Consider the following 25,328-nt stretch of genomic DNA (forward strand, 5'->3'; position numbering starts at 1 on the left):
AATTTAATAGTTAAAAAACAGCGATAACTAGACGATTTTGATGTCATACTTTTCCAAAAGTCCCGACAATCCTTCTTTTGAAAATTTTGCTTTCTTGAGCATATTTGATTCTGGATCGATACTATAATTTTGAGCCGAATATAAGTTTGCTTCTTTAAGTATGGTATTCTGAAAAATTGCACCTTGCAAATTGCTATCGTCAAAAATAGCCTTTGTAAGATCAGCCGACGTAAAATTAACTTCTCTTACAGAAGAATTTATAAACTTACTCTTCTGCATCTTCTTATTATTAAAAGAGGCGTAATCTACATTACAACTATTAAAGTCTACGGCAAACAGAAAATCATCGCACTCTTGAAACTGAATTCCCAATAATTTGCAATTTTCAAAATGAACTTGTTTTAAGCTTGTTCCTCTCAAATTTAAATTTGAAAGATTGCAATCGTAAAATTCACAATCCAAAAAAGTATTCGACGAAAAGTCTGAATTACTAAAATCGCAATTCCTAAAAATACACCCGTCAAACTCACGATTATTAACTCGTTGATCTGTAAAAATTACTTTTTCATATGTCTGATGGACATTAATAAAATCTTTCATACCTAATCTGTCATGCTATTTACGATTGTACTAATGCCTTTAAACATTAAAACCACCGCCGAAAAACAAAAGATAATTCCAACTGCCAAAACCAAATAATGCCAGTTTGTATGCGAATTCATAAACGCATTGTAAATGATAACGGGACCAGTAAAAATAAGCGGAAGTGCAAATAGCAAGTATTTAATTCCTTTGTTTAGAATATCTTTATCTGTTGGCATATTATTTTTTATTTTAATTATTATTTTGAAAATATTCTACTGCTTTCCGAACACTTCCTTGCGATTGAAGCAATTGTAAAGCTACTTCGGCAGAAACATTTATCTCGCTGATGATCATATTTACACCTCGATTTACGAGCTTTTCATTGCTAAGCTGCATATCGACCATTTTATTTCCTTTCACGCGACCAAGCTGAATCATGGCTGTGGTCGAAATCATATTTAGCACTAACTTCTGAGCCGTTCCCGCTTTCATTCTAGAACTTCCGGTTACAAATTCTGGTCCTACCACGACCACAACCGGAAATTTAGCTTCCAGCGCAATCGGACTTCCTTCGTTGCAAACGATACAACCTGTATTGATCTGCCGCATATTACTTTGGCGTAAGCCTCCCAATACATAGGGAGTTGTACCCGAAGCTGCGATTCCAATCACGAAATCGTTTTCATTGATAGTATAATTTTCTAAATCTTTCCAAGCTTGATTTTCATCATCTTCGGCATTTTCTACCGCTTGTCTGATTGCAGCATCGCCACCCGCAATTAATCCGTTAACCAGATCGGCAGGAACACCAAAAGTTGGAGGACACTCAGAAGCATCAACAACTCCCAATCTACCAGAAGTTCCCGCGCCGATATAAAACAGTCGACCACCTTTTTTCAGACATTCCACCGCTTTAGTCACAAGCTTTTCGATTGCTGGAATTTGCTTTTGTACAGAAAGTGCAACCGTTTGATCTTCTTTATTAATATTAGAAAGCAACTCGGCAATACTAGAATTTTCTAGTGAGTCAAAATTACTGCATGATTCTGTGGTTTTAATGAAGGTCATAAGGTGAATATTTTAACTGTAAAATTATTTATGTTGAATGTTTAAACTAGAACAACAAACCGCGCTTTTCTAAATTTCTAAAAAGTTATTTCGAATAAATTTCTTTAAGAAACTTCGGTAGATTTTAAACTATTTCTTCAATTGATTTGTTCAATAAATCTCCATCGTAATCCACATCTTCATTTTTAAATTGTTCTTCTGTAAACGCTTTTAACTTCTTCTCAGCCTTCAAATACTTCCCAAAAAACTTGATATCGATCAGCCCAATAAAATCTATTTTACTGCTGACAATCGTAAAATCTGTATTGGGAAACTTGCGAGAATATTGCAAGTCATCAAAATGTTGTCCCTGCAAATACAAAGTCTCGTTTTCTGAGATTTTAATATAAAAACCAGAACCTAAATCAAATGTTTCTCTTCTTTTATAAACTTTCTCGGTTTGTATTTTTAGCACTTGTGCTTTACCATTTTTTATTTCGTCCTCAACTTTGCTATTCCAGCCAATTCGTCCCTCTTTCTTCATCCAATAAAACACAATTCCTATTGAGAATAGTAATAAAGGAATTAAAATCAGCAGCTGTGTTTCAGAAGAAACTTTATCAATGAACTTGTCATATAGTAATAATGGAAACAAACATAAAAAAGCAACCCAAATAAACTTCAATATAAAGTTTTCAATTTGTTCCCAAAATGAAAACTTTTTACTTCTCAATACTTTAATTTCATCTTCGCTATATGGGCGTTCACTCTTTTCCATTTATGATTGGTTTCTAATGCGAATGCGCATCTCCAAATCCTAAAAAGTACGCTAGAATAATTCCCAAAATAATCATCGAAAGTTTGGCAAAATTAAATTTATGCCCTTCTGATGCTTCAAAGATAATTGTAGATGAGATATGGAACAGAATTCCAATTACCACTGCCGTTATCTGCGTATAGTAATCATGCAATATCGGAAGAAATTTCGAGACCATCGTCCCAAGTGGCGTCATCATCGCGAAGAACATCATAAATAGGAAAATAATATGCTTTTTAAGTTGGGCGTTGACAAAAAATAAGGTCAAAATGATTGCAATTGGCAAATGATGAATCGCTATTCCCAAAGCCAAATGCTCGTGATGACTCACCGGAAAGCCTTCTAGAAATGCGTGAATACACAAACTTATAAAAAGCAACCAAGGCATTTTGGACATGGAATGATTTCCATGAACATGTCCGTGCTCTGCTCCTTTCGAGAAGAATTCTAATATGATTTGGAACAAAATTCCCATCATAATAAAAATTCCCACACTGTCATCATGTTTTGAATAGACCTCGGGCAGCAAATGCATTACGGTAAGCGATAGCAAAAAAGATCCACTAAAAGCTAATAGTAATTTGATGTTTGTCTTATTCTGTGGTTTTAAAAATAAAGCAATGCCATATCCTAATAAGACAGAAAGTAATGGTAATAGGTAATTCATCTATTTAAAGATCATAATTAAACGTTCAGATTCTTTTTTGCTGAATTTATGAAGTTTGTAATCTCCAAAAATGTCAATTAAATCGATATCTAGTTCTTGCATCATCGTTTCAAATTTCTGCAAAGTCAGCGCTTGCACGCGTTCTGTAAAATGAAACTTCTCCCCTTTATCTTCAAAATCAATCGCCTTCTGAATAAATTCGCCATCATACCATCGTTTAATTTCAAAAGTAATTCCGTCAACGATTTTAATTTCTTCAGCAACTAGATTTTCGATCACATAATCAGCGTTCATAAAATCGATAACACCAAAACCATATTCGGTCAAACCGTCTCGAATAGATTCTAAAGTCTTCAAATTGTCAGAATCGCATTCAAAATAGCCAAAACTGGTAAAAAGATTAAAAATGGCATCAAACTTTTTATCAAATGGCTTTCGCATATCGTGCACTTTGAAATGAAGTTTATCATTTTCAAATTCTGAAGCTTCGGCAATACTTTTCTCAGACAAGTCGTAGCCAACAACGTCATACCCTATTTCGTTAAGATAAATGGCGTGACGGCCTTTGCCACAAGCAAGGTCAAGGATTGTTGAATCTTCGGGAAGGTTTAGATACTGCGTTATGGTATCCATAAAAAATTGAGCTTCGGTATCGTCGCGATCTTTGTAAAGTATGTGATAATAGGGAGTATCAAACCACGATTCGAACCAATTAGAGTGTATTTCCGAATGTTTTTCTAGGTCGTTATTAAAGGAATCTTGCATTATTCTATTAGGATGAATTCTTAACCTACAAATTTAATGTATTTTTGCACCCAATAGCTTACTTTACTATGGAAAATAATTTTAAAATGATTGCCAAAACCTTTTTTGGTTTTGAAGAAATATTAGCAAAAGAACTTATAATGCTGGGCGCACAGGATGTAGAGCCTGGTGTTCGGATGGTAAGTTTTAAGGGCGACAAAGGATTTATGTACAAAGCAAATGTCTCTTTGCGAACTGCGTTAAAAATTTTAAAACCTATCTACCACTTTCGCGCAAGCACCGAAGAGCATTTATACAAAGGAATTTCTGGAATTCATTGGTCAAAATATTTACACGCCGATCAGACATTTGTAATCGATACAACGGTTCACTCAGATCACTTCAAGCACTCACAATACGTTTCTCAAAAATCCAAAGATGCCATTGTAGATCAGTTTCGCTCGCGTTTTGGACAGCGTCCAAGCGTAGAGAAAGACCATCCAGATTTGCGCATCAATATTCACATTGACAAAGACCAAGTGTCTGTGGCGCTCGATACTTCAGGTCGTTCACTGCACCAACGTGGGTATCGAACTGCGACCAATATTGCGCCGATCAATGAGGTTTTAGGTGCTGGAATGCTCCTACTTTCTGGTTGGGACGGTCAAGGCGATTTCCTAGATCCTATGTGCGGTTCTGGAACTTTGCTGATAGAAGCTGCGATGATTGCCTGCAATATTCCTGCAAATATCAACCGACGTGAGTTTGGATTCGAAAAATGGAATGATTGGGACAACGAACTTTTTGATACCATTACCGACTCTCTGCTGAAAAAAGTTCGTGAGTTTCATTATACGATTACTGGTTATGACAAAGCGCCGTCTGCTGTGCAAAAAGCAAAAGACAACGTGATTAATGCCAATCTTCAAGAGTATATCAAAATCAGCGAGAAGAACTTTTTCGATACTCAAAAAGAGACAAAAGGCCCGCTACATATCGCGTTTAACCCACCTTATGGCGAGCGTCTTGACATTCAGATGGAGCGTTTTTACCGAGAAATTGGCGATACCCTCAAAAAAGAATATCCTGGCACAAATGCTTGGATGATTACCGCAAACCTTGAAGCATTGAAGTTTGTAGGTCTGAGACCATCGCGTAAAATCAAGCTTTTCAACGGAAGTCTTGAGGCGCGTCTAGTGAAGTACGAAATGTACGAAGGTAGCAAGCGAACAAAATTCCAAATGGATCGTGAAGATGAAGAAGCTCCAGAAGTTGAGCAAATTCAGGATACAAATGAAGAGCAAGAAAATCAAAATTAAAATATAGATTTATGTCCAAACAAATCAAAGCATTCGTATTTCAATTAGGCTGTTTCGCCATTTTATTTGTGATCGCACGTTACTTAGTTGCCGAATATACTGGCCTCACAGGCTATTGGATTCCACTTACCGCATTTGTAATTGGAACATTATTGGCACCAAAATTCCACGCCGTAAAAACACAAGAAGGCGAAAAATTGTACTGGAAATGGCTTTTTGTAAAAGGAGTTAGAGAAATAAAATAAGAATTAAGATTTGGGCGTTCCCTTCGGGCAGGCTGTCCACTATATCTTTTTCCTGTCCAAAAAAGGCCAGAAAAAAGGATGCCGCTCCCATCCTTAACGCAAACAACCTCGACCATGATTCATTTGAATTGTGGTCGAGGTTTTTTTTTGAAAATGGGGAATATTGGTAGGAAATTATGTCGGGATATTGGAAGTTGCATTTTTTTTAACAGTAATAATCTATTAAAAATTTCTTAAATGCTTAATATAATTTTCTATATTGCTGTGGAAAATAAGACTGACGTTTGTCAGACATATATACTAATATTGAGGTTAGTATAGCTGACGCTGTTAGGCATATTAATAAGTTTGGTGAAAATAAAAAAAACATTGAGAGAGGAATTTAAATACGAATTGATGGATAATCCTGTCTCATTCATTTGCTCTAAATGGATGTTGGATAGAACACCTTTCATTTTCGGAGAGGACAGAATAAAATATATTGAATGGAAAGAACAACTTGCTGAAAAACTTCAAGTGGATAGTAAATCTATGGTCTTTACTGGAAGTTCAAGTTGCGGTTTTAGCTTAAATCCAAATAAAAATTATCGTGAATTTAACGAGGGTTCGGATATTGATATTGCCATAATTTCCAGTTATCATTTTGATATAGCTTGGAAGACTTTAAGAAATTTAGGAACAAAACGTTTCGACCTAAATAGCGTTCAACAGAATTGCCTAAAAGAACACGTTAACCGTTTAATTTATTGGGGAACTATTGCAACAGACAAAATATTAGAGATACTTCCATTCGGTAAAGAATGGACATTACATTTACTTAATATGGAAAAAGTTGACCCAATAAATGATAGAACGATAAATATTAGAATTTATAAGGATTATGAGTCTCTACGAGCATATCATATAAACAACTTAACAAATTTAAGAACTCAACTCTTCGAGAATGAATAAAATGACAAATTTTTTAAATACAACAAATAGAAATGTGGCTTGGTTCAAAGGAGCTTTTGACCGTGGAGAATTGGATATGAAACCCCCTTTTCAACGAAACCCAGTTTGGGTAACGAAACAAAAAAGTTATTTGATAGATACTATATTAAATCAGTATCCAATTCCAGAAATTTATATGCAGGAAACTGTGGATGAAAAAGGCAAGGCAAAATATATTATTGTGGATGGGCAACAAAGAACACGAGCAATGTTAGAATTTCTTGAAGGTAAATATTGCATTAATGGCAAGGAAAGCCCAGATTTTGCAGATATGTATTTTGAAGATTTAACCGCAGAGCAAAAAAAGACATTTTTTCAATACAATTTTGTGATTCGAGTTTTACCTGACATTCCAGACCCTCAATTGAGAGAAATATTTCAAAGATTGAATAAAAATGTCGTTTCACTTAATAAGCAAGAATTGCGACAAGCCACATATTGGGGACCTTTTATAAAAACAATGAATACTTTATCCGATAAAGATTATTGGAGTAAAATTGATGTATTTACAGCTAACGATATTAGAAGAATGTTGGACGTGGAATATATTAGCGAATTGGCAATTTTTTATATGCACGGCTTCCAAAATAAAAAGGACAATTTGGATAAATATTATGCATTGTACGAAGAAGAGTTTGAAAACAGTAAAGAGGTAATTGAGACTTTTGACACAGTAAACGGAGAAATTCTTAAGATTCTACCAGAAATAAATAATACAAGGTGGAGTAAAAAAGCTGATTATTATACATTATTTGGCCTCTTTGCAAAACAAAAAGATGAACTTCCACTATCTAAAGATAAAAGAGAAATGGCGAGAAGTAAACTTTTGGAATTTGCAGAAGAGATTAACTATTTTGTAAAAACAGACAAAGGCGATGAAGAAGTAAGTTACAATCCAGAAACTAAAGAATACGGAAGAGGAATTAGAGCAACGACAGATTCAGGAAGTCGAAAAGTTAGAGAAAACGCACTAAATATGAAACTCGAAGGGCTTTGGGAATAATAACTAGTACTAACACCGTATATAAGTTATGGCTTGGTCTATGCCTACTTGGAAAATCCTGCGGATATACCATAGCCAGCTTTTATTTGGAGGGGTTTGCACTAAAACACGCCACGCTCATATACATCAACGTTATGCACAATAATGAAGAACCTCAAACAGAACAACAGAAAAGAAGAATATGGACAAATTTATAAGTGATGGTGGAGATTGGTTCACATTCCTTGGTTTTGTATTTTCAATACTTACATTTCTCGGAATACTATTCAACAAAAGTATTCTCAAAAAAATTAACAAAAAGAGTTTTTCTATCAATAGAATGCCGGAAAATTTAATTGATTTGAAGACTATTAGTAGAAATATTTCTATATTTAATTCTGAATTTGATAGTAAAAAACCTGAAATATTAATAGAAATAAATAAGCTTTCACCAATATTAAAATCTTTGAAAAAATCCTTAAATAAAGCAGATTTAGAACATTTTAATTCGCTCAGTGCAGAAATCAAAAAAGTAAGTAAAATTTATTATGAAGAAAGTAAAGTAAACAGAATGAGAAAATTCATTGGTAATTACATTATTTTAAATGAAGACTTTGTAGACAAAATATATCGATTTTTAACGGTTTTAATAACTGACATTGAAAACATATCAAATGATAATCAACAAAATTTAATATAATTATGAATAAAGAAAATGAATTTATTTTAAAGTTGACCAAAGAAACTTTGCGAAATAATATTAAATGGACTGATAAACAAAATAAAGGTCTTATTCTTCCGCACGAAGAAAGAGTAACAAGTAAATTATACATAACTACCATTGATGATAAAAAAATTAGAATCTACGAGTATCAGTATAAACATTATACAGATGAAGATGAGTGGCTTTGGAACCAAAGAGTACGGCTTGAAATGATAGATATTAATGAAGAAAAAATTTATGAATTTGGCTATAATTATGCTTTAAATGATCTATTTAATGCTGTTACGAAGTCAAATGCTGGTGTTGATGAATTCCTCGATAAATTTCTAAAATAACTGCGCATAACGGCAAATACTTCGTGGGGCTTGAAAAGCCAACAACCGAACTTTTGTGAACTTGCGAAGCAATGAAGCCTTGACTGAATAGCTTTTCCCAATTTTTATCGGGAGCAATGTTAAGATTCCATACCTATGAAGTAAATTTATCGAGAGTTTTTGAGTGTTTCCCTTCTTTTGGAGCAGAGCTACTCTTAGTCGTGCAACTCGGGCAGTTTTTATAGCTTTTACTAGCTTCTAAAATTTAAAACAAATGCTTATCGGTTTTTTAAAACAGGGATTTATTATTCGTTAAATAGGCTATATTTACTTCAAGAATTAATGTTGAATAGGAACATAGAAGGTTTTTATACGAAATGACGTTAAAAGTAATTATACATATGAAACTAAAAATCAGTCTCTTAATCATATTTTATCTGTCGTTTGTTGGTTGTAAAGCACAATCAAAACCTTGTCTTTTACAATATATAAATCACGTAAACACATTAGAAATTCTAACTGTTGACGATCAGTGCGGAGAATGGGGAGGAAATGAAAAATCAATAATAATTTATAGAGATAGTTTTAAAGGAGAACTTCTTGCTGATTATGTTGAGAAAACAAAAAATTGCAAAAGTGAAAAAAAATCTGAAATAACAAAATCGAAAAAAAGAATTAAACTAACGGAAACAGAAACTGAATTAATTCTTGAAAGTGTAAATGAACTTTGCGAAAAAAAATTGAACCGTGAAGACTTTCCAAGTCATAGTGGAATATTTAATCGAATTATGCTTAAAGACTCTTCAATGATAGTAAGTGATTTTCCATCAGTTAAATTGAAAAGTTTAAGTAAATTAATAACCGAACTGGAAACAAAATAACCACCGCTAACACCTAAGGCTCCATTGTCCTTAAATGGCCAGCACCCAAACTTAAGTGAACTGGTGAAGCAATGAAGCCTTGGTTGAACAGCCTGTCCCGATTTTATCGGGAGAACCGGTTGAGATTCCATCCCTATGGAGTAAATTGATCGAGAGTTTTTGAGTATTTTCTATCACTTGGAGCAGAACCACTCTTAGTAGAATAACTCCGCAGTTTTTAGAGGTTTCTACCAGCTCCTTAAATTTAAGAAAATCCTTATCGTTTTTTTACAGCATCAATCTATTATTCGGTAAATAGGCTATATTTACTATAATGTTTGAATAGGAATTCGGAAGGGTTTTTAGACGAACTGACGTTACCTGCAAGCATAAAAAAACAGAAATTATGAACACAATATATTTACAAGACGGAGCAACCCATTTATTAGGAGAAACCTGCCAACTTTTGAACGAACAGAAAATCGAATATTTAATTGTTGGAGGATGGTCACCTTACCTACTTAATCAAGCAAAATATCCTCATCCAGGAACAAAAGATGTTGACGTATTATTTAAATCTGGGACAGAAAAAGGACAACTAAAAGAAGTAATTCAATCATTTATTAATGAAGGTTTTATACAAAGCGCAAAACATCCTTTTCAACTATTAAAAACGTATAAACTAAATGGACATAATTTTATGTTCAATGTTGATTTACTTCATCCTGACAATCAAGCAGAGAAACCTGAGAAATATGTGGACCATATTGATTTTCCAGTAAAGGAATCAAAATATATGAGGATTGATTATAGTGGAAAAACTATAATCCTACCTCAATCTGATTTATTCTTTGATGAGTTTTCATTTTTACATACACAAAATATTCAATTTTTAGACGGTTCAAAAAATGATGTTTCTTTTAATTTGCTTGATGAGGCTGGATTAATTCTTTCTAAAACCAAAAGTGTTTATAATGCAAAAAGAACAAGAGATGCATATGATATATTTCTTGCTTTTTATCAAGGTAGAAATCCTGAAAAGACAATTCAACAATTAAAATCAGTTTCAGAAAAATATCCTGACGTTAAAACATCGCTTCAAAAAATGTACACTGAAAAGAATTTAGAATTGTTTAATACAAATTGCTATGAATGGTTTAGCAACTTGAACGTTAGCGAAGGTGAACGTGAAATAGTAGTTAATGAGTATGAAAAATTCTTTAAGAGTATAGATCTCCAAATTCTAACAGAAAAAGATAATTAGAATGCCAGCAAGTAACAGCAAAGGATTCGTTGCGCTTGAAAAGCCAACACCCGAGCGATAGCGAACTTGCAAAGCAATGAAGCCTTTGTTGAACAGCCTGTCCCGATTATTATCGGGGGAACCAGTTTGAGATTCCATTCCTATAGAGTTAGCGTAAAAGAATTAGGAAGATATAAAGAGGATTAGTAATCCTCTTTTTTAATGGTGTCAAATGTTCGAAGGTTTTGGACTGTTTTCCTTCAATTGCCGCAGACTTATCCTACTAGTACAAATCCGCAGTTATTAAAGCTCCTAAAATTAGAAGGAGATTCTTATCGGATTTTTGAAACAGCAATTTATTATTCGGTAAATAGGTTATATTTACTGTAAAAATAAGTTTAAATAGGAACTTGGAAAGGTTTTTAGACGAATTGACATTAGGGGAAATTTCTGAAAATATGAACATAGAAGAAACTATAGAATTTGCAAATAATAAAAAACCGTATGTTTTTAGGTATAGACAAAACTGTGAAAATACTCTTTCCGAAATAGCCGAAAGTTATATATATTTCCCGACAAATGAGAAATTGAATGATCCATTTGACGCGAATCATAAGTTGATAAATATTCCAAATAATAGTATGGCCATTTCAAATTGGGCAAATTCACTTTCGAATAATTTTGATAATCAAGTTGCTAAAAAGTACTTCGAAACATTCTACATAAACAATCCGAAGGAGCTTTATAATTTTATAAATCAGAATATTAAAGCCTTTTTTTCACAATTTGGAATAGCATGCTTCACAATCTCACCAGTAAATTTGCTTTTGTGGGCGAGCTATGCGAATAATCACCAAGGAATTTGTATACAATATAATACAGACTTAGATAAGAACTTTTTTGATGATATTCGCTTAATGGAATATGTCAAGGAATTTCAGAAAATTGAATATTTACCTGAAACTGAGCATGAATCTTTACTAAACTTATTTTATAAAAAACTTGAGGTTTGGCGTTATGAATATGAATTACGTATAATAAAACAACAGTACGGTAAACACAATGTTAATCCTATGTCTATACGAAGTATTGCGTTTGGACTTAGATCTACGACTGATTTTAAAGATAAAATTATTGATATTGTAAAATCAAAGCATACACATATCAAATTATATGAATCAGAGGTTTTAGAAAATACTTATGGCCTAAGTTTTACTCAAATGGAAATAAGATGAAACAGCTCCTAACAGAAAAGGATTCTTTGGGCTTGAAAAACGCAAACCTGTGCTTTTGCAAACTGGCGAATCAATGAAGTTTTTGTAAAACAGCCTGTCCCCGACTTCTATTTGGAGAGCTGGTTGTGATGCCAACCTTAAGAAGTTATCGTTGACGACATTTTAGAATATCAAGTGGATTAGTAGTCCTAATTTTGATAGGGTATATTTACTTGAAAATTAAGTTTGAATAGGAATTTGCAAAGGTTTCTAGACGAACTATCTTCCAAAAAACAAACGTGCAGAAAATGAAGCAATCTAAATTTCTTATTTTAATCATAATAATATGCATTCAACTGTTCGTAGGATGTAAAAATATTCAGAAAGAAACGATAACGGGAAAAGATTCGTCAAAAAATAATTTGATGTACAAGAATGATATTGTTAGTTATCAATTTATTTTTCCTGACACTGCGTATGTTGGTAAATCATACGACGGTAAAATAAAATATCAAGGGATTTTAGATTCAATAACAACTAAGTTTGAATTTGATGAAAATAAAACAAGTCGATACGTCAATTTTCTTTCAACTATTACTGAAAAAGATGTGAAAAATATGGAGCAGTTAACAATGCAAAAGATTGACACTATTGGCGCACTTGATAATAACACAATTTTATTATCAGACATAAAATTTAAAAAAACTGGAACATTCTATATTGACGGAATTATTAGTGATGTCGTGTATATTCCAACTAATAAAAAAGACAAAGACGATGACAGCTTATTCAGAAAAATTGCAAATGACTCCCGAGCAACCCACAAGGTAGTTGTTATTGAAAAGCCTAATTGACAATATGGCCTACTGCCAACAATAATGGCTACGTTGGATTTGAAGAACCAACACCCGGGCAGTAGCGAACTAGCTAATCAATATAGCCTTTGTTTTATAGGCTTTCCCGACTTTTATTGGGAGAACTGGTTATGATTCCACCCTATGGAGTTAACATGTACAAGTTGTGACGATTTCAATGCGATTAGTAATGTTCTTTCTTGACAGGCTACATTTACTTCAAGATTCAATTTGAATAGGAACTTAGTAGGTATTTTAGACGAACTGAATTTGCTGGTAAAGCGAGGAAAATCGTTTTACAATTAATCATTTAAGTAAAAAATTGTATTTTTGAATAAATATTCGAATTATGGATTTATCAACTAGAAAGCTAAATTTAATAACATACTTGGCTCAAATTAAGGATGAAATTTTTTTTGACAAATTGGAGAATTATATCCTAAAAAGAGAAGCTGAACTTAACCCAGAATTAAAGCCATTTACGGTTGAAGAACTAATCAATAGAATTGAAATGTCCGAACTGGATTTTGAAAACGGGAAATTTAAAAGCCAAGAAGATCTAGAGAAAATATCTGCAAATTGGTAGGAATGAAAATAGTATGGACTGATTTCGAAATCAGAAATTTAAAGGACGTTTTTGACTATTATTCTACTCTAGCTGATAAAAAAGTTGCTCTTTAAATTCCAACCAAATGCTTATCGGTTTTATAAAACAGCGATTTATTATTCAGTAATTAAGCTATATTTACTTCAAAATACAGTTTGAACAGGAACTTGGAAGGTCTTTTAGACTAGCTGAATTTGCCAACTCTATCTGCCTTGGAAACAGAAATATCTACTTATGGAAAATTTTAATAATTTGCAATTTAATACTAAATCTTTTGTTGTTCTTCTTGCAATCATAACATTATATATTTTATACTATTTAATTAAGAATTACACAAAACTCAACGTTCAGTTAAAATTAATACTGATTATTATTGTAATAGGTCTTCCTTTTAAAATTTACGACACAATTGGAGCTGACAATCAAATACAAGCTTTAGTAGAAAATTTTGATGTAACTAATGGGAAGGTTATAAACTACGTTATAGGAAAAGGAAAAGCAACTAGTTATATTGAGTTTAAATATTATGTGAATAATATTGAATTAATTAAAAAATATGACAATACTTCTTACAGTAGTTTCCCTGTTGAAAAGCCAAATCTTAATTCTGAATATTTAGTAATTTATGAAAATGGAAATCCAAATAATAGTTTAATTTTATTTAATTATGAGTTGAAGAGTAAAGACGATTTGGAGAAATACAAAATCGAATTCCAAAAAGAAATCCCGGAAAACGCATTCAATCATTGAATCAAAAAATTTGAAAAGAAAATTTGTGCTACAACGACTATTCTGCGATAAATCTTCAACTGAAAATGTCACTAAAAATTACGCGTCCAGCATAAATTCGGCGAAAGCCACAGTTTAATCGAAAAGAAAATCGTTGATACAACGACTATTCTGCGATAAAACTTCAGCCGAAGATGTCATTAAAATTTACGCGTCCAGCATAAATTCGGCGAAAGCCAAAGAAAAATTGAAAAGATAATAGTTGATACAACTTCTATTCTGCGATAAACCTTCAACTGAAAATGTTACTAAAAATTACGCGTCCAGCATAAATTCGGCGAAAGCCTAAATAAGATTAAGAATCGCATAAAGAGAGCCAACAGAAATGGCAATCCAAAGCACAACGCCCTGCACCAAAGGCTTCACACCAACTGACATCAAGACTTTTTTGGACAAACCAGCACCAATTAAGAACAAAGTAAGCGTAAGACCCGCTTTGGCAATCGCGACTATAGTTGGACTTACCAGCGACACCACAGGAAGATACGAATTGGCGATCATTGCAAGCACGAAAAGTCCAATGAAATAAGGAATTTTGACCTTTCCACCGTTGTTTTTAAAGAGCATTGTCGATACAAAAGCAAGAGGAATAATCCAGAGCGCACGAGCCAATTTGATGGTCGTCGCCACCTGCAAAGCCTCGGGACCATAGACATCTGCCGCGCCCACAACCGAACTTGTATCGTGAATGGCAATCGCGCACCACATTCCGAATTGATGCTGCGACATATCGAGATAATGCCCTACAAATGGGAATACGAAAAGTGCAATGGAATTTAGAATAAAAACTGTTCCTAAAGCGACCGAAATTTGCTTTTCGTCAGCCTTGATAACTGGCGCAACTGCAGCTATAGCACTACCTCCGCAGATCGCAGTACCGCTGGAAATAAGATAAGAAGTCTTTTTTTCGATTTTTAAAAATTTCCCTAAAAGATACCCTAAAATCAAGGTTGTGAAGATGGAAACGATGGTAAATATTAGTCCGTCCTTACCTGCTTTTAAGGCCGAATCAACGTTCATCCCGAAGCCTAAACCAACCACCGAAATTTTGAGCAGCCAGTTAATCGACTTCGAATTCCATTCAATATATGGATGACCGATGAGCTGCGCAAGAATTAATCCAAGCAATAAAGCTAGTGGTGTGGACATTATCGGCGTCAAACACAGAATAGCGGCGACGATAAAAATGATTTTTCGAGCAAGAATGTTGTTCGGAAATAAATAGATATCCGACTTTTCTTTTTTGACTTCTGTATGGTTAGATTCTGACATTGTCTAGTACTTTAGAGTGCAAACTTCCGACTTTCTCAGCGGTAAAGGAAATTCAAAATAGTGATGAACCATTACTTCAGGTTATACTTGTAAGCAAAGTCATTAAAAAGTTTAATTAAATCTGTATTATTTCCGTGTTGTTCTACAAAAAGAAAATAGCGATTTATAGAAAGTCCGTGTACATCGATGATGCTAAGTTGCTTATCTCTAAGCTCTTTCATAACCGAATAAACGCTTAGGAAAGCCATACAACTAGAGTTGCTCAGGTAGTTTTTTATTCCTTCGGTACTTCCTAACTGCATTTCGATTTTTAGATCTTCTACTTTATATCCAGCATCTTTTAAAGCTTTTCCAATTACTTGAAGTGTTCCTGAGCCACTTTCGCGCATCAACAACGGAATCTTCTTTAACTGATTGCTGTCAATTTTATCGAGTTTTGCCAAAGGATGATTTGCATTTGCGGTCAAGACAATTTCATCTTCGAGAAACTCCGAATATTTTAGATTCCGATTTCTCGTACTTCCTTCGACAATTGCACAATCAAGCTGATTTTCTTCCAGTGCATTTTCGATTTTTTCCGTATTTTCAACCATCAGCGAAATACCCACATCAGGGTATTTAGTCTTGAAAGCGGCAATAATCGCAGGTAAAACATAATTTGCAATTGTAGTACTAGCGCCAATTCTCAGATTTCCTTCTGCACGTTCGTTGAGCGTACTGAATTTAAAAGAAAGTTGTCGGTAGGTTTCAAAAATCTGCTCGGCATATTCGACCATTATGATTCCCGCAGGAGTCAGTCGGATTTTCGAACCTGCACGATCAAAAAGTTTGATTTTATAGTAGCGTTCAATTTCTTGTATATGCTTGCTCACCGCAGGTTGCGTGATGCCCAACTCCTCTGCTGCCTTTGTAAAATTAAGTCTTTTGGCAACCGATAAAAATACCTTTAATCGAAAATCAAACATAGAAATTGCAATTATTTAACGTACAGAGTAAAGTAGAAATTCTACTTCTTATATAAAGGTATAAAATACGAAATACTATAATTGAAACCAACTCCAAAATTACCGTCATACGTACGATTAAATCCTGGAATATAAAGATTGCTGAAGTTTTCTGGCTTCTTGTCGTTAATCAGATAATTGAGTCGCAGACTAAAACCTGCGTATAAATTCTTGACAACTTCAACTTTGACACCTGCAACCACTTCGATCCAACTTGCCGTGAGTCCATCAAACTTTTCGCCCGAAATAATCTCCGCCTCTTCGCCAAAATAAGGATTGGCGTTGTAGATTGTAAAGCTTTCTAATTGCTGCGTAAAAGTACTTGCGCCATATCTTCCTCCTATATATATAAGGTTGCTCATTCCAAGCCAATTTTCATAAGCATTGTAATCTGCACCAACTTTGATATAGGTGCCTTCTGTAACAAAAGTGAGTCGATCTTCGAGAACTTTCTTGCTTTCACTTCCAAGTTCGGCAGCCAAATATATTTTTTTGGTCAAGCGGTAATCGCCAACAAGCTCCAGCCCTTTATAATCGTCTTCGTAAAATGAACGAGCTAATTTGGATATATCTGCTCCTACTCTTATACCGTATCGCTGAACTTTTTTGGGTACAACTTTAGCCGCAACAGTATCTTGAACTTTCTCTTGAGAAAAAGAATTAGAAACCAACAGCAAGAAGGAAATACTAGAAATATACTTTAATATGTGTTTCATTTTCACTCAGTATTGTACGATTTGTTACTAGTATTGATTTCATCCAAATACCATCTTCGGGAGTAGTGTCGGTTCTTTCGATAGCTCCCACGGGATTTAGATTAAAGACTGATTTGTAACCACAAGCGCGAGAAACAAAAACATTGTCAAGCGTATAATTTACGGTCAGAAAATCTGTATTTACGGCATTTGCGATGGTGCTATTAAGGACAAATTTGTACGTAGTGCTAGTTTGAGTTGTCTGCAATGGAAGTTTAATAACATTGGTGCCATTATAATACCCAATCGAATCAGTCCTTCCTTCCGCGAAAACGGTCAAATTTGTGAGGTTTTTTGGAATCGTTGGATCTGTTTCATAAAAAAATTCTATCACCAGCCTAGAAGTTGTAGGAGTTGCTGCATCGCATAAATCATCCTTTTCGCAATTTGCAAATGTGAATGTCAGGCAAATTAAGACAAATAAGAGAAGAAACCTTTTCATATAAACTTTTTTAGTTTACTCTTTTTTCTAACAAAACTACATTTTCTACGTGGTGCGTCTGTGGAAACATATCTACTGGACGAACTCTTGTAACTTGGTACATCTCATCCATCAATGCTAAATCTCTGGCTTGAGTAGCAGAATTACAACTAACGTACACAATTTTTTCTGGAGCAATGCTCAAAATTTGTTCGATGACATCTTTGTGCATTCCGTCGCGAGGTGGATCAGTAATAATCACATCAGGTTTTCCGTGAGTGTTGATGAAATCTTGATTAAAGACAACTTTCATGTCACCAACGTAGAATTCGCAATTTGTAATTGAATTGCGCTCTGCATTTGCTTTTGCATCAACAATTGCCTCTGGAACAGATTCTACTCCAATTACTTTCCTCGCACCTTTTGATACGAATTGCGCAATTGTTCCAGTTCCTGTATATAAATCATACACTAGCTCGTTTCCTGTAAGTCCAGCAAAGTCTCTAGTAATTTTATACAATTCATAAGCTTGTTCTGAATTGGTTTGGTAGAAAGATTTAGCGTTTATACTAAATTTCAAGCCTTCCATTTCTTCAAGGATAAAATCTCTTCCTTTATACAGTTCAATTTTTTGATCGTATAAAGTATCGTTGGCTTTTTCATTTACAACATATTGTAAAGAAGTAATTTCAGGGAAAGTATTGGCAAGAAATTCCATCAAAAGATTTCTTTTCTCCATATCATTTTCGAAAAACTGAACCAATACCATTAGTTCGCCAGTTGAAGCAGTACGAATCATTAGAGTACGTAAAAGTCCAGTGTGATTTCTCGCATTAAAGAAAGTAAGTCCATTTTCTATAGCAAAATTCTTAACTGAATTTCTGATTGCATTTGAGGGATCTTCTTGCAAATGGCATTTTCTAATATCCAGAATTTTGTCCCACATTTTTGGAATGTGAAAACCTAAAGCATTTCTCTCAGTTAGAGTTTCGGCAGATTCTATTTCATCTTCGGTCAACCAACGTGAGTCAGAGAACGAGAATTCCATTTTATTGCGGTAGAAGAATTGTTTCTCTGAACCTAAAATCGGCTCAAAGTCAGGAAGTTCTACTTTTCCAATGCGTTTTAAGTTATTAAAAACTTCATTGTTTTTGTAGAAAAGCTGTTGCGAATAAGCCATATTTTGCCATTTGCAACCACCGCAAACACCAAAGTGCTCACAAACTGGCTCCACACGATGCTCAGAAAATTCGTGAAAACGAACCGCCTTGCCTTCGTAGTATGCTTTACGCTTTTTAAAAGTCTGAACGTCGACCACATCTCCTGGTACAACATTGCTAACAAAAATAACTTTGCCATCTGCTGCTTTTGCAACAGAAACACCTTTTGCTCCAGCGTCTAATATTTTGATATGACTAAAAACTGCTTTTTCTGTATTTTTCCTTCCCATTCGGCAAAAATAAGGATTATGTAAATGGGAATCTTAAAAATGTCAAATAATTTATAGTCAGAAGTTGATTAAAATTAAGCAACTATTTTTCAAGTTTAATTTACTAAATATCTAGGAATTACTAGAGTAAATTATTCCGAGTTGTATAGAGTCTATTTGGAAGTTAGAAATAAAATATAAATTATATCAAGCGATAAAAAAAATGAAATACTCTACTGGAACTATGTAAAGTTCCCAATTCTTTTGAGCATAACATTTTGCAATTATATTCATCGATTATTTGAGGTCAAGCTATTTCCTACACGCTTCATAATCAACTGTTAATTTCTGCGCGAGCCTGCGCCATTATTTATCATTTTATGTAACTTAGGGATTGAAAAAAAATATACTATGAAAAGATATGCAACAGCCGCCTGGCAAGGCACAGTTAAAGAAGGAAAAGGAAATATTACCACTCAGAGCAAAGTTTTAGATTCTACCCAATATTCATTTGGATCTAGATTTGAGGAAGGCATCGGAACAAATCCAGAAGAGTTAATTGCAGCGGCTCACGCCGGTTGCTTTACAATGCAGCTTTCAGCATATCTCTCTGAGGCAGGTTTTGATGTGGAATCGTTAGAAACTAAATGCGATGTTGACTTTCAAGATAAGTCAGTTGTGGGATCTCACCTTACTGTAAAAGGAAAAGTAAATGGTATTGACGAGGCAAAGTTTCAAGAATTCGTTAAGAAAGCAGAAACGACTTGTCCAATTTCCCGCCTTTTGGATACAAAAATAAGTAGCTCCGCTACATTACTTTAGATTTGGTTTTTTAGTTTTTTTGGTTGTTAATTATGCCCCAGACAGAAATGTTTGGGGCATTTTTACTATAAAAGAGTAATAATTTCTTTAAATTTGCACTTCGGTCAAAAGTGGCCATCTAATACTAAATATTTTACAATGATAACTTTAAGCAACGTCAGTTCTGCAGAAATTATAGAGAAAGAAAACAAATATGGTGCGCATAATTATCATCCATTACCAGTTGTTTTAGCAAAAGGTAAAGGCGTTTATGTTTGGGATGTAGAAGGTAAAAAATACTTTGACTTCCTATCTGCATATTCTGCAGTAAATCAAGGGCACTGCCATCCGCGAATTGTTGATGCAATGATGGAGCAAGCGCAGACTTTGGCCCTGACATCCAGAGCATTCTATAACGATAAGCTAGCACCTTACGAAGAATATATTACAAAATACTTTAACTACGACAAAGTACTTCCAATGAATACGGGTGCTGAAGCGGTTGAAACAGCTATCAAAATCTGTCGTAAATGGGCGTATGAGGTAAAGAAAGTTCCAACAAACACTGCCGAGATCATCGTATGTAACGGAAATTTCCACGGTAGAACAACCACTATCATATCATTTTCTGATGACGCTAATGCAAAAGACAATTTTGGACCTTACACTGATGGTTTTATTACTATTGACTATGACAATTTAGATGCGTTAGAAAGAGCATTAGAAAACAATCCAACAACAGCAGGATTCTTAGTAGAACCAATACAAGGTGAAGCTGGAGTTTTTGTTCCTTCTGAAGGATATCTTTCAAAAGCAAAAGCACTTTGCGAAAAACACAATGTTTTATTTATAGCCGATGAAGTTCAGACGGGAATTGCACGTACTGGAAAATTACTTGCGGTACACCACGAAAATGTTCATCCAGATATTCTTATCTTAGGAAAAGCACTTTCTGGAGGAAATTATCCTGTGTCGGCTGTGTTGGCAGACAATCATATTATGAATGTAATAGGACCTGGACAACACGGATCTACATTTGGTGGAAACCCAATTGCTGCAGCAGTTGCTATCGCTTCACTTGAAGTTGTAAAAGATGAAAAACTTGCGGAGAATGCTGCCGAAATGGGAGACCTTTTCAGAGCAAAAATGAATGAGTATATTCAGACTTCAAATATCTGTACTTTAGTGCGTGGTAAAGGATTGCTGAATGCAATTGTTATCAATGATACAGAGGATAGCTCTACAGCTTGGGACATTTGTTTGAAGTTAAGAGACAACGGATTATTGGCAAAACCAACTCACGGAAACATTATACGTTTTGCACCACCTTTGGTAATGAACGAAGAACAATTATTAGAGTGTGTTTCAATAATTACGAAAACACTTAAGGAATTTGAAAAATAGTAAATCAATAAAAAACGCTCCAATCGGAGCGTTTTTTTATTTAGTCAAGTGACAACGTTATCTGTCCATCATCTTCTAGATTTATATCATCATCAGAAACAGAAGTACTTCCCTCCACTTCTAATTCTTCGGGAATTACCTCTTCAGGAACTTCATATTCTAAAGGTTCCAGCATATTTATTTGTCGAACTTTGTCCGAAGTCAATTGATTTCCTTGGGCTTTCAAACCTTTTACAGCGATAAAAGCTTCAATATCGACAGTAAGCGGGTCTTTCTGAACTCCTTTAACTTTAGAGAATATAACTTCGGCAACAGGACGATAATCTGTAGAAACAATTTCTAAATTAGATCCGGAATGCTCTGAAATAAATGTCTCTTCTCTATTTTCAACTTCAATTATAAAACGTTTTACATAGTAACGCTCTTTCTCTCCATCAAAATAAATTGCCGAAATAGGCTTTTTAGGAATCCATTTTTCCAAGACAATCATATCATCTTCAAAATGTGAATTTAGTTCAGGAATAATAGTTCGTAGTTTCCCTGATTGATTTATAATAAGAAGTTTGTCGTTAGGTCTAAATTCTCCCAACAGCTCTCCTCTTCCATCAACATTTAGTTTCTTGACAATATCATCAAACCAGATTTTACGTGGAAGTAATGTTGAAATTCCTTTCTCCTTGAGTTCGATCTTCTTAATTGGATATTTGCTGACAATATTTCCTTTGGATCCTCTACCTTTTATAGCAAGCGACGCAAAATCTACATCAAATTTCAGTTTTTTGATACTTCCAACCTGACGCAGAATTATTGTAATAACCTCAGCTTCTCCATTTGGATTGCAAGAAAAGTACAAGATTTGAGAAGCGGCAGTTCCGTTGGTCAAATCATACGCTTTGTCTCTAGTTACTCCAGAAACATTAAACCTTTTGATATACGCTGGCCCTGATTTTCCATCTCTATAAATTAAGTTGTAGATAGTGCGCTTGTCGTTTCTATCGAAAATTGCAAGATGAATAATATCTTTACCAACAAATGTTTTTGCATCTACTTTGGTAATCATCATAGTTCCATCTCTCAAAAAGACGATAACGTCGTCAATTTCTGAACAATCGCATAAATATTCGTCCTTTTTTAAACTTGTACCTATAAATCCTTCTTCACGATTTACGTAAAGCTTGGTATTTCGAAGAATAACTTTAGTCGCTTCGATATCATCAAAAATTCGCAGTTCGGTTTGACGCTCACGACCTTTGCCATATTTTTCTTTTAGCTTCGCAAAGAACGCTATTGCAAAATCGATAATATGTTCAAGATCGTGCTTTACTTGTTCCATTTCGGCTTCAAGTTTGGCTATCGCATCATCCGCTTTATCCGAGTCGAAACGGGTAATACGAATCATCGGAATTTGCGTAAGCTTCTGCAAATCTTCATCGTTGATGTCTCGAACAAGCAAATGTCGATATTCTTCAAAGCGATGGTACATATAAGTATATAAAGACTCTTTATCTGAATAGAGTTTAAAGTCGATATACATTTCTTCTCTAATAAATATTTTTTCTAAAGTAGAAAAATGCCATTTATTCTGAAGTTCTTCTAATTGAATTTCGAGTTCACTTTTCAAAAGATCAACTGTTCTATGAGTCGAAATTTTCAGCATTTCGCTCACTCCGATAAATAGCGGCTTATTATTTTCGATAACACAACCTAATGGAGCAATTGAAGTTTCGCAAGCTGTAAATGCGAACAATGCATCAATAGTTTTATCTGGAGAAACTCCTGGAAACAGGTGAATTAAAATTTCCACCTCAGCAGCAGTATTGTCCTCAATTTTCTTGATTTTGATTTTGCCTTTTTCATTGGCTTTCAAAATACTTTCAATCAAAGTCACCGTATTTGTAGAAAACGGAATTTGAGTAATCACCAAAGTCTGCTTGTCGAGCTGCGCAATTTTTGCACGTACTCGAACTCGACCACCTCGTAAACCGTCGTTGTAATTGGTAACATCTGCAATACCGGCAGTAATAAAATCAGGGTATAATGTAAAAGGTTTTCCTTTTAATATTTTGATTGACGAATCAATTAATTCATTAAAGTTATGCGGAAGAATTTTAGTCGAAAGACCAACGGCAATACCTTCGGCACCTTGAGCTAGAAGCAGCGGAAATTTTACCGGAAGGTTGATCGGCTCGGCTCTACGACCGTCATAGGACATTCCCCAATCGGTAATTTTCGGAGAATATAAGATGTCGTGTCCAAGTTTAGAAATACGCGCTTCGATATAACGAGAAGCTGCAGCACTATCTCCAGTGAGGATATTTCCCCAGTTTCCCTGCATATCAATAATTAGATCCTTTTGACCAATTTGCACCATAGCATCACCAATACTCGCATCTCCGTGTGGGTGATACTGCATTGTATGTCCTACAATATTCGCAACTTTGTTGTAACGTCCGTCATCAAGCTCCTTCATCGAGTGCATAATACGACGCTGAACTGGCTTAAAACCATCTTCAATTGCAGGTACAGCACGCTCTAGAATTACGTAGGAAGCGTAATCCAAAAACCAATCCTTGTACATTCCTGTAACCTTGGTAATGGTACTCTCAGGATTCTCATTATTCTCATAGAAATTATGTCCTGATGTTTGTATATCATCAAAACCTTGAGATTCTTGATTTGAATCTAAAGGTTGGTTATTATCGTCAGTAGGTAATTTATTTTCGTCGTCTTCGTTCATTTAATTTAGTCCGAAATTAATTTTATTAAATCTTCTTTGCTTGGTAAGACAGTTTTATATTTACTAGCAAAAATCTGCTCATTTGCTTCTGGCAATGTGTATTCTACAACCAAATCGCTTTTATTTTGACACAATACAATTCCGATGGTTTTATTTTCATCTTCTAATCGCATTTTCCTGTCATAATAGTTTACGTACATCTGCATTTGACCAAGGTCTTGATGCTTTAGTTCACCTATTTTTAAATCGATAAGCACAAAACTTTTCAGAATTCTGTTGTAGAAAACCAAATCTATTCTGAAATGTTTATCATCAAATGTTATCCTTTTTTGTCTTGCTATAAAGGCAAAACCTTGACCCAACTATAATAAGAAATTTTCAAGTTTATTAATAATTTCTCCTTCCAATTCACTTTCAGAATATTGATATAATTCTGGTAATCCTAAAAATTCCAAGATATAAGGATCTTTGATGATATCCTTGGGCTTTTCGATTATTTGCCCTACTTCCGAAAGTTTTAGCACACCTTCCTTATCTCGGCTTAATGATAATCTTGTATATAATGCCGAATTAAATTGGCGCTTTAATTCTCGTACGCTCCAATTATTCTTGATAGACTCGATTTCGTAGAATTTTCTTTCGTACTTGTCATCGACTCTTATTAGAGTAATGTAATGTGACCAAGATAATTTAAAATTTGTTGGAGAATCTTCCAAGTGCTTAGTGAGAGATTTCAGATTCTCGCTAGTGGATGCATCATCAACAGAAATACTAGACAGCGTCTCGTAATTTGAATACAAATAATAGAATTTTCGCATATTCTGTAAATTGTCTACCGAAAAACCTTTACCGAATTCCGCAATCAATCGTTCCGAAAGTCCCTTAAGCAACTGCTTCCCATAATCTGCACGTTCATTGCCACTTTGTTCTTCTTCGACTATTATTCTACCAATTTCAAAATAAGTTAACACCATAGTCGAATTTACTGTCCGCAAAACTTGCTGTTTTGCCTGCTGTAATAGATCAACTACTCGCTGGAGTATTACCTTATTTTGAAAATCTTTAGCCATTATTGTCTTACAGTGTTACATCAAAATCATTGTATTAAATATATAAAATGTGGTTTTCCAATTCCCCAGTCATTGACTGCGATTTTTCTTCGACCGAATCGGAGATATCTAAAAATCTATTTAACAATGATGAGTTAGAATAAATAATATAGAATTTCCGCATACTTTCTAAGTTAACGACAGAAAATCCCTTTCCAAATTCAGAATTTAATTGTTCCGAAAGACCTTTAAGCAAATGCTTTCCATATTCTGCACGCTCTTTACCTTCTTGCTCTTCTTCTACAATGATTCTACCAATTTCAAAATAAGTCAACACCATAGTCGAATTTACGGTCCGCAAAACTTGCTGTCTTGCCTGCTGTAATAAATCAACAACTTGCTGGAGAATTACGTTATTTTGAAAATCTTTACTCATTTAAATTATTAGCTATCTA

Annotated in this window: 29 protein-coding genes; 14 read left to right on the top strand and 15 right to left on the bottom strand. The window is 34.3% G+C overall.

The genetic code is table 11. The features are described from left to right. Positions 1-27: 27 nt before the first annotated feature. The 6 genes from SBO79_RS11560 to SBO79_RS11585 form a co-directional block, all read right to left on the bottom strand. The gene (locus SBO79_RS11560) at positions 28-600 is read right to left on the bottom strand and encodes a pentapeptide repeat-containing protein (protein WP_318640555.1); all 573 of its coding nucleotides are present in this window, start codon (positions 598-600) and stop codon (positions 28-30) included. Between the two features lie 2 nt (positions 601-602). Next, on the bottom strand, positions 603-821 hold the full coding sequence (locus SBO79_RS11565; protein WP_318640556.1) for a DUF6095 family protein: 219 nt from the start codon (positions 819-821) through the stop codon (positions 603-605). 13 nt (positions 822-834) lie between these two features. After that, the gene (gene murQ / locus SBO79_RS11570; protein WP_318640557.1) at positions 835-1,653 is read right to left on the bottom strand and encodes an N-acetylmuramic acid 6-phosphate etherase; all 819 of its coding nucleotides are present in this window, start codon (positions 1,651-1,653) and stop codon (positions 835-837) included. A gap of 124 nt (positions 1,654-1,777) precedes the next feature. Next, positions 1,778-2,410: a hypothetical protein gene (locus tag SBO79_RS11575; RefSeq protein WP_318640558.1), complete on the bottom strand. Its 633-nt coding sequence runs from the start codon at positions 2,408-2,410 to the stop codon at positions 1,778-1,780. 13 nt (positions 2,411-2,423) lie between these two features. After that, positions 2,424-3,116, bottom strand: a complete 693-nt coding sequence (locus SBO79_RS11580) for a ZIP family metal transporter (protein ID WP_318640559.1) — start codon at positions 3,114-3,116, stop codon at positions 2,424-2,426. After that, positions 3,117-3,881 (bottom strand): SAM-dependent methyltransferase, encoded by a 765-nt coding sequence (locus SBO79_RS11585; protein ID WP_318640560.1) that lies wholly within the window; start codon positions 3,879-3,881, stop codon positions 3,117-3,119. A gap of 68 nt (positions 3,882-3,949) precedes the next feature. Between SBO79_RS11585 and SBO79_RS11590 the strand changes: the two genes are divergently transcribed. The 12 genes from SBO79_RS11590 (at position 3,950) to SBO79_RS11645 (ending at position 13,962) form a co-directional block, all read left to right on the top strand. After that, positions 3,950-5,179: a THUMP domain-containing class I SAM-dependent RNA methyltransferase gene (locus SBO79_RS11590; RefSeq protein WP_318640561.1), complete on the top strand. Its 1,230-nt coding sequence runs from the start codon at positions 3,950-3,952 to the stop codon at positions 5,177-5,179. Between the two features lie 11 nt (positions 5,180-5,190). Beyond that, entirely contained in the window at positions 5,191-5,424 is a 234-nt protein-coding gene (locus tag SBO79_RS11595; protein ID WP_318640562.1) for a hypothetical protein, read from the top strand. Between the two features lie 396 nt (positions 5,425-5,820). Further along, complete coding sequence (locus SBO79_RS11600; RefSeq protein ID WP_318640563.1) at positions 5,821-6,375, top strand: hypothetical protein; 555 nt, start codon at positions 5,821-5,823, stop codon at positions 6,373-6,375. A gap of 1 nt (position 6,376) precedes the next feature. Next, positions 6,377-7,417 (top strand): DUF262 domain-containing protein, encoded by a 1,041-nt coding sequence (locus SBO79_RS11605; RefSeq protein WP_318640564.1) that lies wholly within the window; start codon positions 6,377-6,379, stop codon positions 7,415-7,417. Between the two features lie 181 nt (positions 7,418-7,598). Further along, positions 7,599-8,096, top strand: a complete 498-nt coding sequence (locus tag SBO79_RS11610; protein ID WP_318640565.1) for a hypothetical protein — start codon at positions 7,599-7,601, stop codon at positions 8,094-8,096. 2 nt (positions 8,097-8,098) lie between these two features. Next, positions 8,099-8,455, top strand: coding sequence for a hypothetical protein (locus SBO79_RS11615; RefSeq protein ID WP_318640566.1), 357 nt, complete (start codon positions 8,099-8,101; stop codon positions 8,453-8,455). A gap of 380 nt (positions 8,456-8,835) precedes the next feature. After that, on the top strand, positions 8,836-9,315 hold the full coding sequence (locus tag SBO79_RS11620; RefSeq protein WP_318640567.1) for a hypothetical protein: 480 nt from the start codon (positions 8,836-8,838) through the stop codon (positions 9,313-9,315). A gap of 385 nt (positions 9,316-9,700) precedes the next feature. Continuing rightward, positions 9,701-10,558, top strand: coding sequence for a hypothetical protein (locus SBO79_RS11625; protein ID WP_318640568.1), 858 nt, complete (start codon positions 9,701-9,703; stop codon positions 10,556-10,558). Positions 10,559-10,995: 437 nt separating this feature from the next. Continuing rightward, positions 10,996-11,772, top strand: coding sequence for a DUF2971 domain-containing protein (locus SBO79_RS11630; RefSeq protein ID WP_318640569.1), 777 nt, complete (start codon positions 10,996-10,998; stop codon positions 11,770-11,772). Between the two features lie 287 nt (positions 11,773-12,059). After that, complete coding sequence (locus SBO79_RS11635) at positions 12,060-12,605, top strand: hypothetical protein (protein WP_318640570.1); 546 nt, start codon at positions 12,060-12,062, stop codon at positions 12,603-12,605. 349 nt (positions 12,606-12,954) lie between these two features. Then, positions 12,955-13,191, top strand: coding sequence for a hypothetical protein (locus SBO79_RS11640; RefSeq protein ID WP_318640571.1), 237 nt, complete (start codon positions 12,955-12,957; stop codon positions 13,189-13,191). 255 nt (positions 13,192-13,446) lie between these two features. After that, positions 13,447-13,962 (top strand): hypothetical protein, encoded by a 516-nt coding sequence (locus tag SBO79_RS11645; protein ID WP_318640572.1) that lies wholly within the window; start codon positions 13,447-13,449, stop codon positions 13,960-13,962. A gap of 324 nt (positions 13,963-14,286) precedes the next feature. Here SBO79_RS11645 and SBO79_RS11650 read toward each other — a convergent pair whose 3' ends face one another. From SBO79_RS11650 to rlmD, 5 genes are all read right to left on the bottom strand, one after another. Further along, complete coding sequence (locus SBO79_RS11650) at positions 14,287-15,273, bottom strand: YeiH family protein (RefSeq protein ID WP_318640573.1); 987 nt, start codon at positions 15,271-15,273, stop codon at positions 14,287-14,289. 71 nt (positions 15,274-15,344) lie between these two features. Then, positions 15,345-16,238 carry a LysR family transcriptional regulator gene (locus tag SBO79_RS11655; RefSeq protein WP_318640574.1) on the bottom strand — a complete coding sequence of 298 codons (894 nt, stop codon included), beginning with the start codon at positions 16,236-16,238 and terminating at the stop codon, positions 15,345-15,347. A gap of 41 nt (positions 16,239-16,279) precedes the next feature. Next, positions 16,280-16,993, bottom strand: coding sequence for a DUF6048 family protein (locus tag SBO79_RS11660; protein ID WP_318640575.1), 714 nt, complete (start codon positions 16,991-16,993; stop codon positions 16,280-16,282). Next, positions 16,965-17,474, bottom strand: a complete 510-nt coding sequence (locus SBO79_RS11665; RefSeq protein ID WP_318640576.1) for a DUF6452 family protein — start codon at positions 17,472-17,474, stop codon at positions 16,965-16,967. The genes SBO79_RS11660 and SBO79_RS11665 overlap by 29 nt, the downstream gene beginning before the upstream one ends. Before the next feature lie 10 nt (positions 17,475-17,484). After that, a complete protein-coding gene (gene rlmD, locus SBO79_RS11670; protein ID WP_318640577.1) occupies positions 17,485-18,903 on the bottom strand; it encodes a 23S rRNA (uracil(1939)-C(5))-methyltransferase RlmD in 1,419 nt (472 codons plus the stop codon). Between the two features lie 390 nt (positions 18,904-19,293). On the opposite strand from rlmD, the gene SBO79_RS11675 reads away from it, so the two are divergent. Beyond that, entirely contained in the window at positions 19,294-19,704 is a 411-nt protein-coding gene (locus SBO79_RS11675; protein ID WP_318640578.1) for an OsmC family protein, read from the top strand. Between the two features lie 138 nt (positions 19,705-19,842). Continuing rightward, entirely contained in the window at positions 19,843-21,087 is a 1,245-nt protein-coding gene (gene rocD, locus SBO79_RS11680) for an ornithine--oxo-acid transaminase (protein WP_318640579.1), read from the top strand. Positions 21,088-21,127: 40 nt separating this feature from the next. Here the strand turns inward: rocD and SBO79_RS11685 are convergent, their stop codons facing one another. The 4 genes from SBO79_RS11685 to SBO79_RS11700 are packed head-to-tail and all read right to left on the bottom strand — an operon-like array spanning position 21,128 to position 25,309. Next, positions 21,128-23,824, bottom strand: coding sequence for a DNA gyrase/topoisomerase IV subunit A (locus tag SBO79_RS11685; RefSeq protein ID WP_318640580.1), 2,697 nt, complete (start codon positions 23,822-23,824; stop codon positions 21,128-21,130). 5 nt (positions 23,825-23,829) lie between these two features. Continuing rightward, a complete protein-coding gene (locus SBO79_RS13985; RefSeq protein ID WP_318640581.1) occupies positions 23,830-24,186 on the bottom strand; it encodes a PDDEXK nuclease domain-containing protein in 357 nt (118 codons plus the stop codon). Further along, positions 24,187-24,894, bottom strand: a complete 708-nt coding sequence (locus SBO79_RS11695) for a DUF1016 N-terminal domain-containing protein (RefSeq protein WP_318640582.1) — start codon at positions 24,892-24,894, stop codon at positions 24,187-24,189. A 34-nt stretch (positions 24,895-24,928) separates the two neighbouring features. Beyond that, complete coding sequence (locus SBO79_RS11700; RefSeq protein WP_318640583.1) at positions 24,929-25,309, bottom strand: DUF1016 N-terminal domain-containing protein; 381 nt, start codon at positions 25,307-25,309, stop codon at positions 24,929-24,931. Between the last annotated feature and the right edge of the window lie 19 nt (positions 25,310-25,328).

The sequence above is a fragment of the Flavobacterium ardleyense genome (genome assembly GCF_033547075.1).
Lineage (GTDB): Bacteria > Bacteroidota > Bacteroidia > Flavobacteriales > Flavobacteriaceae > Flavobacterium > Flavobacterium ardleyense_A.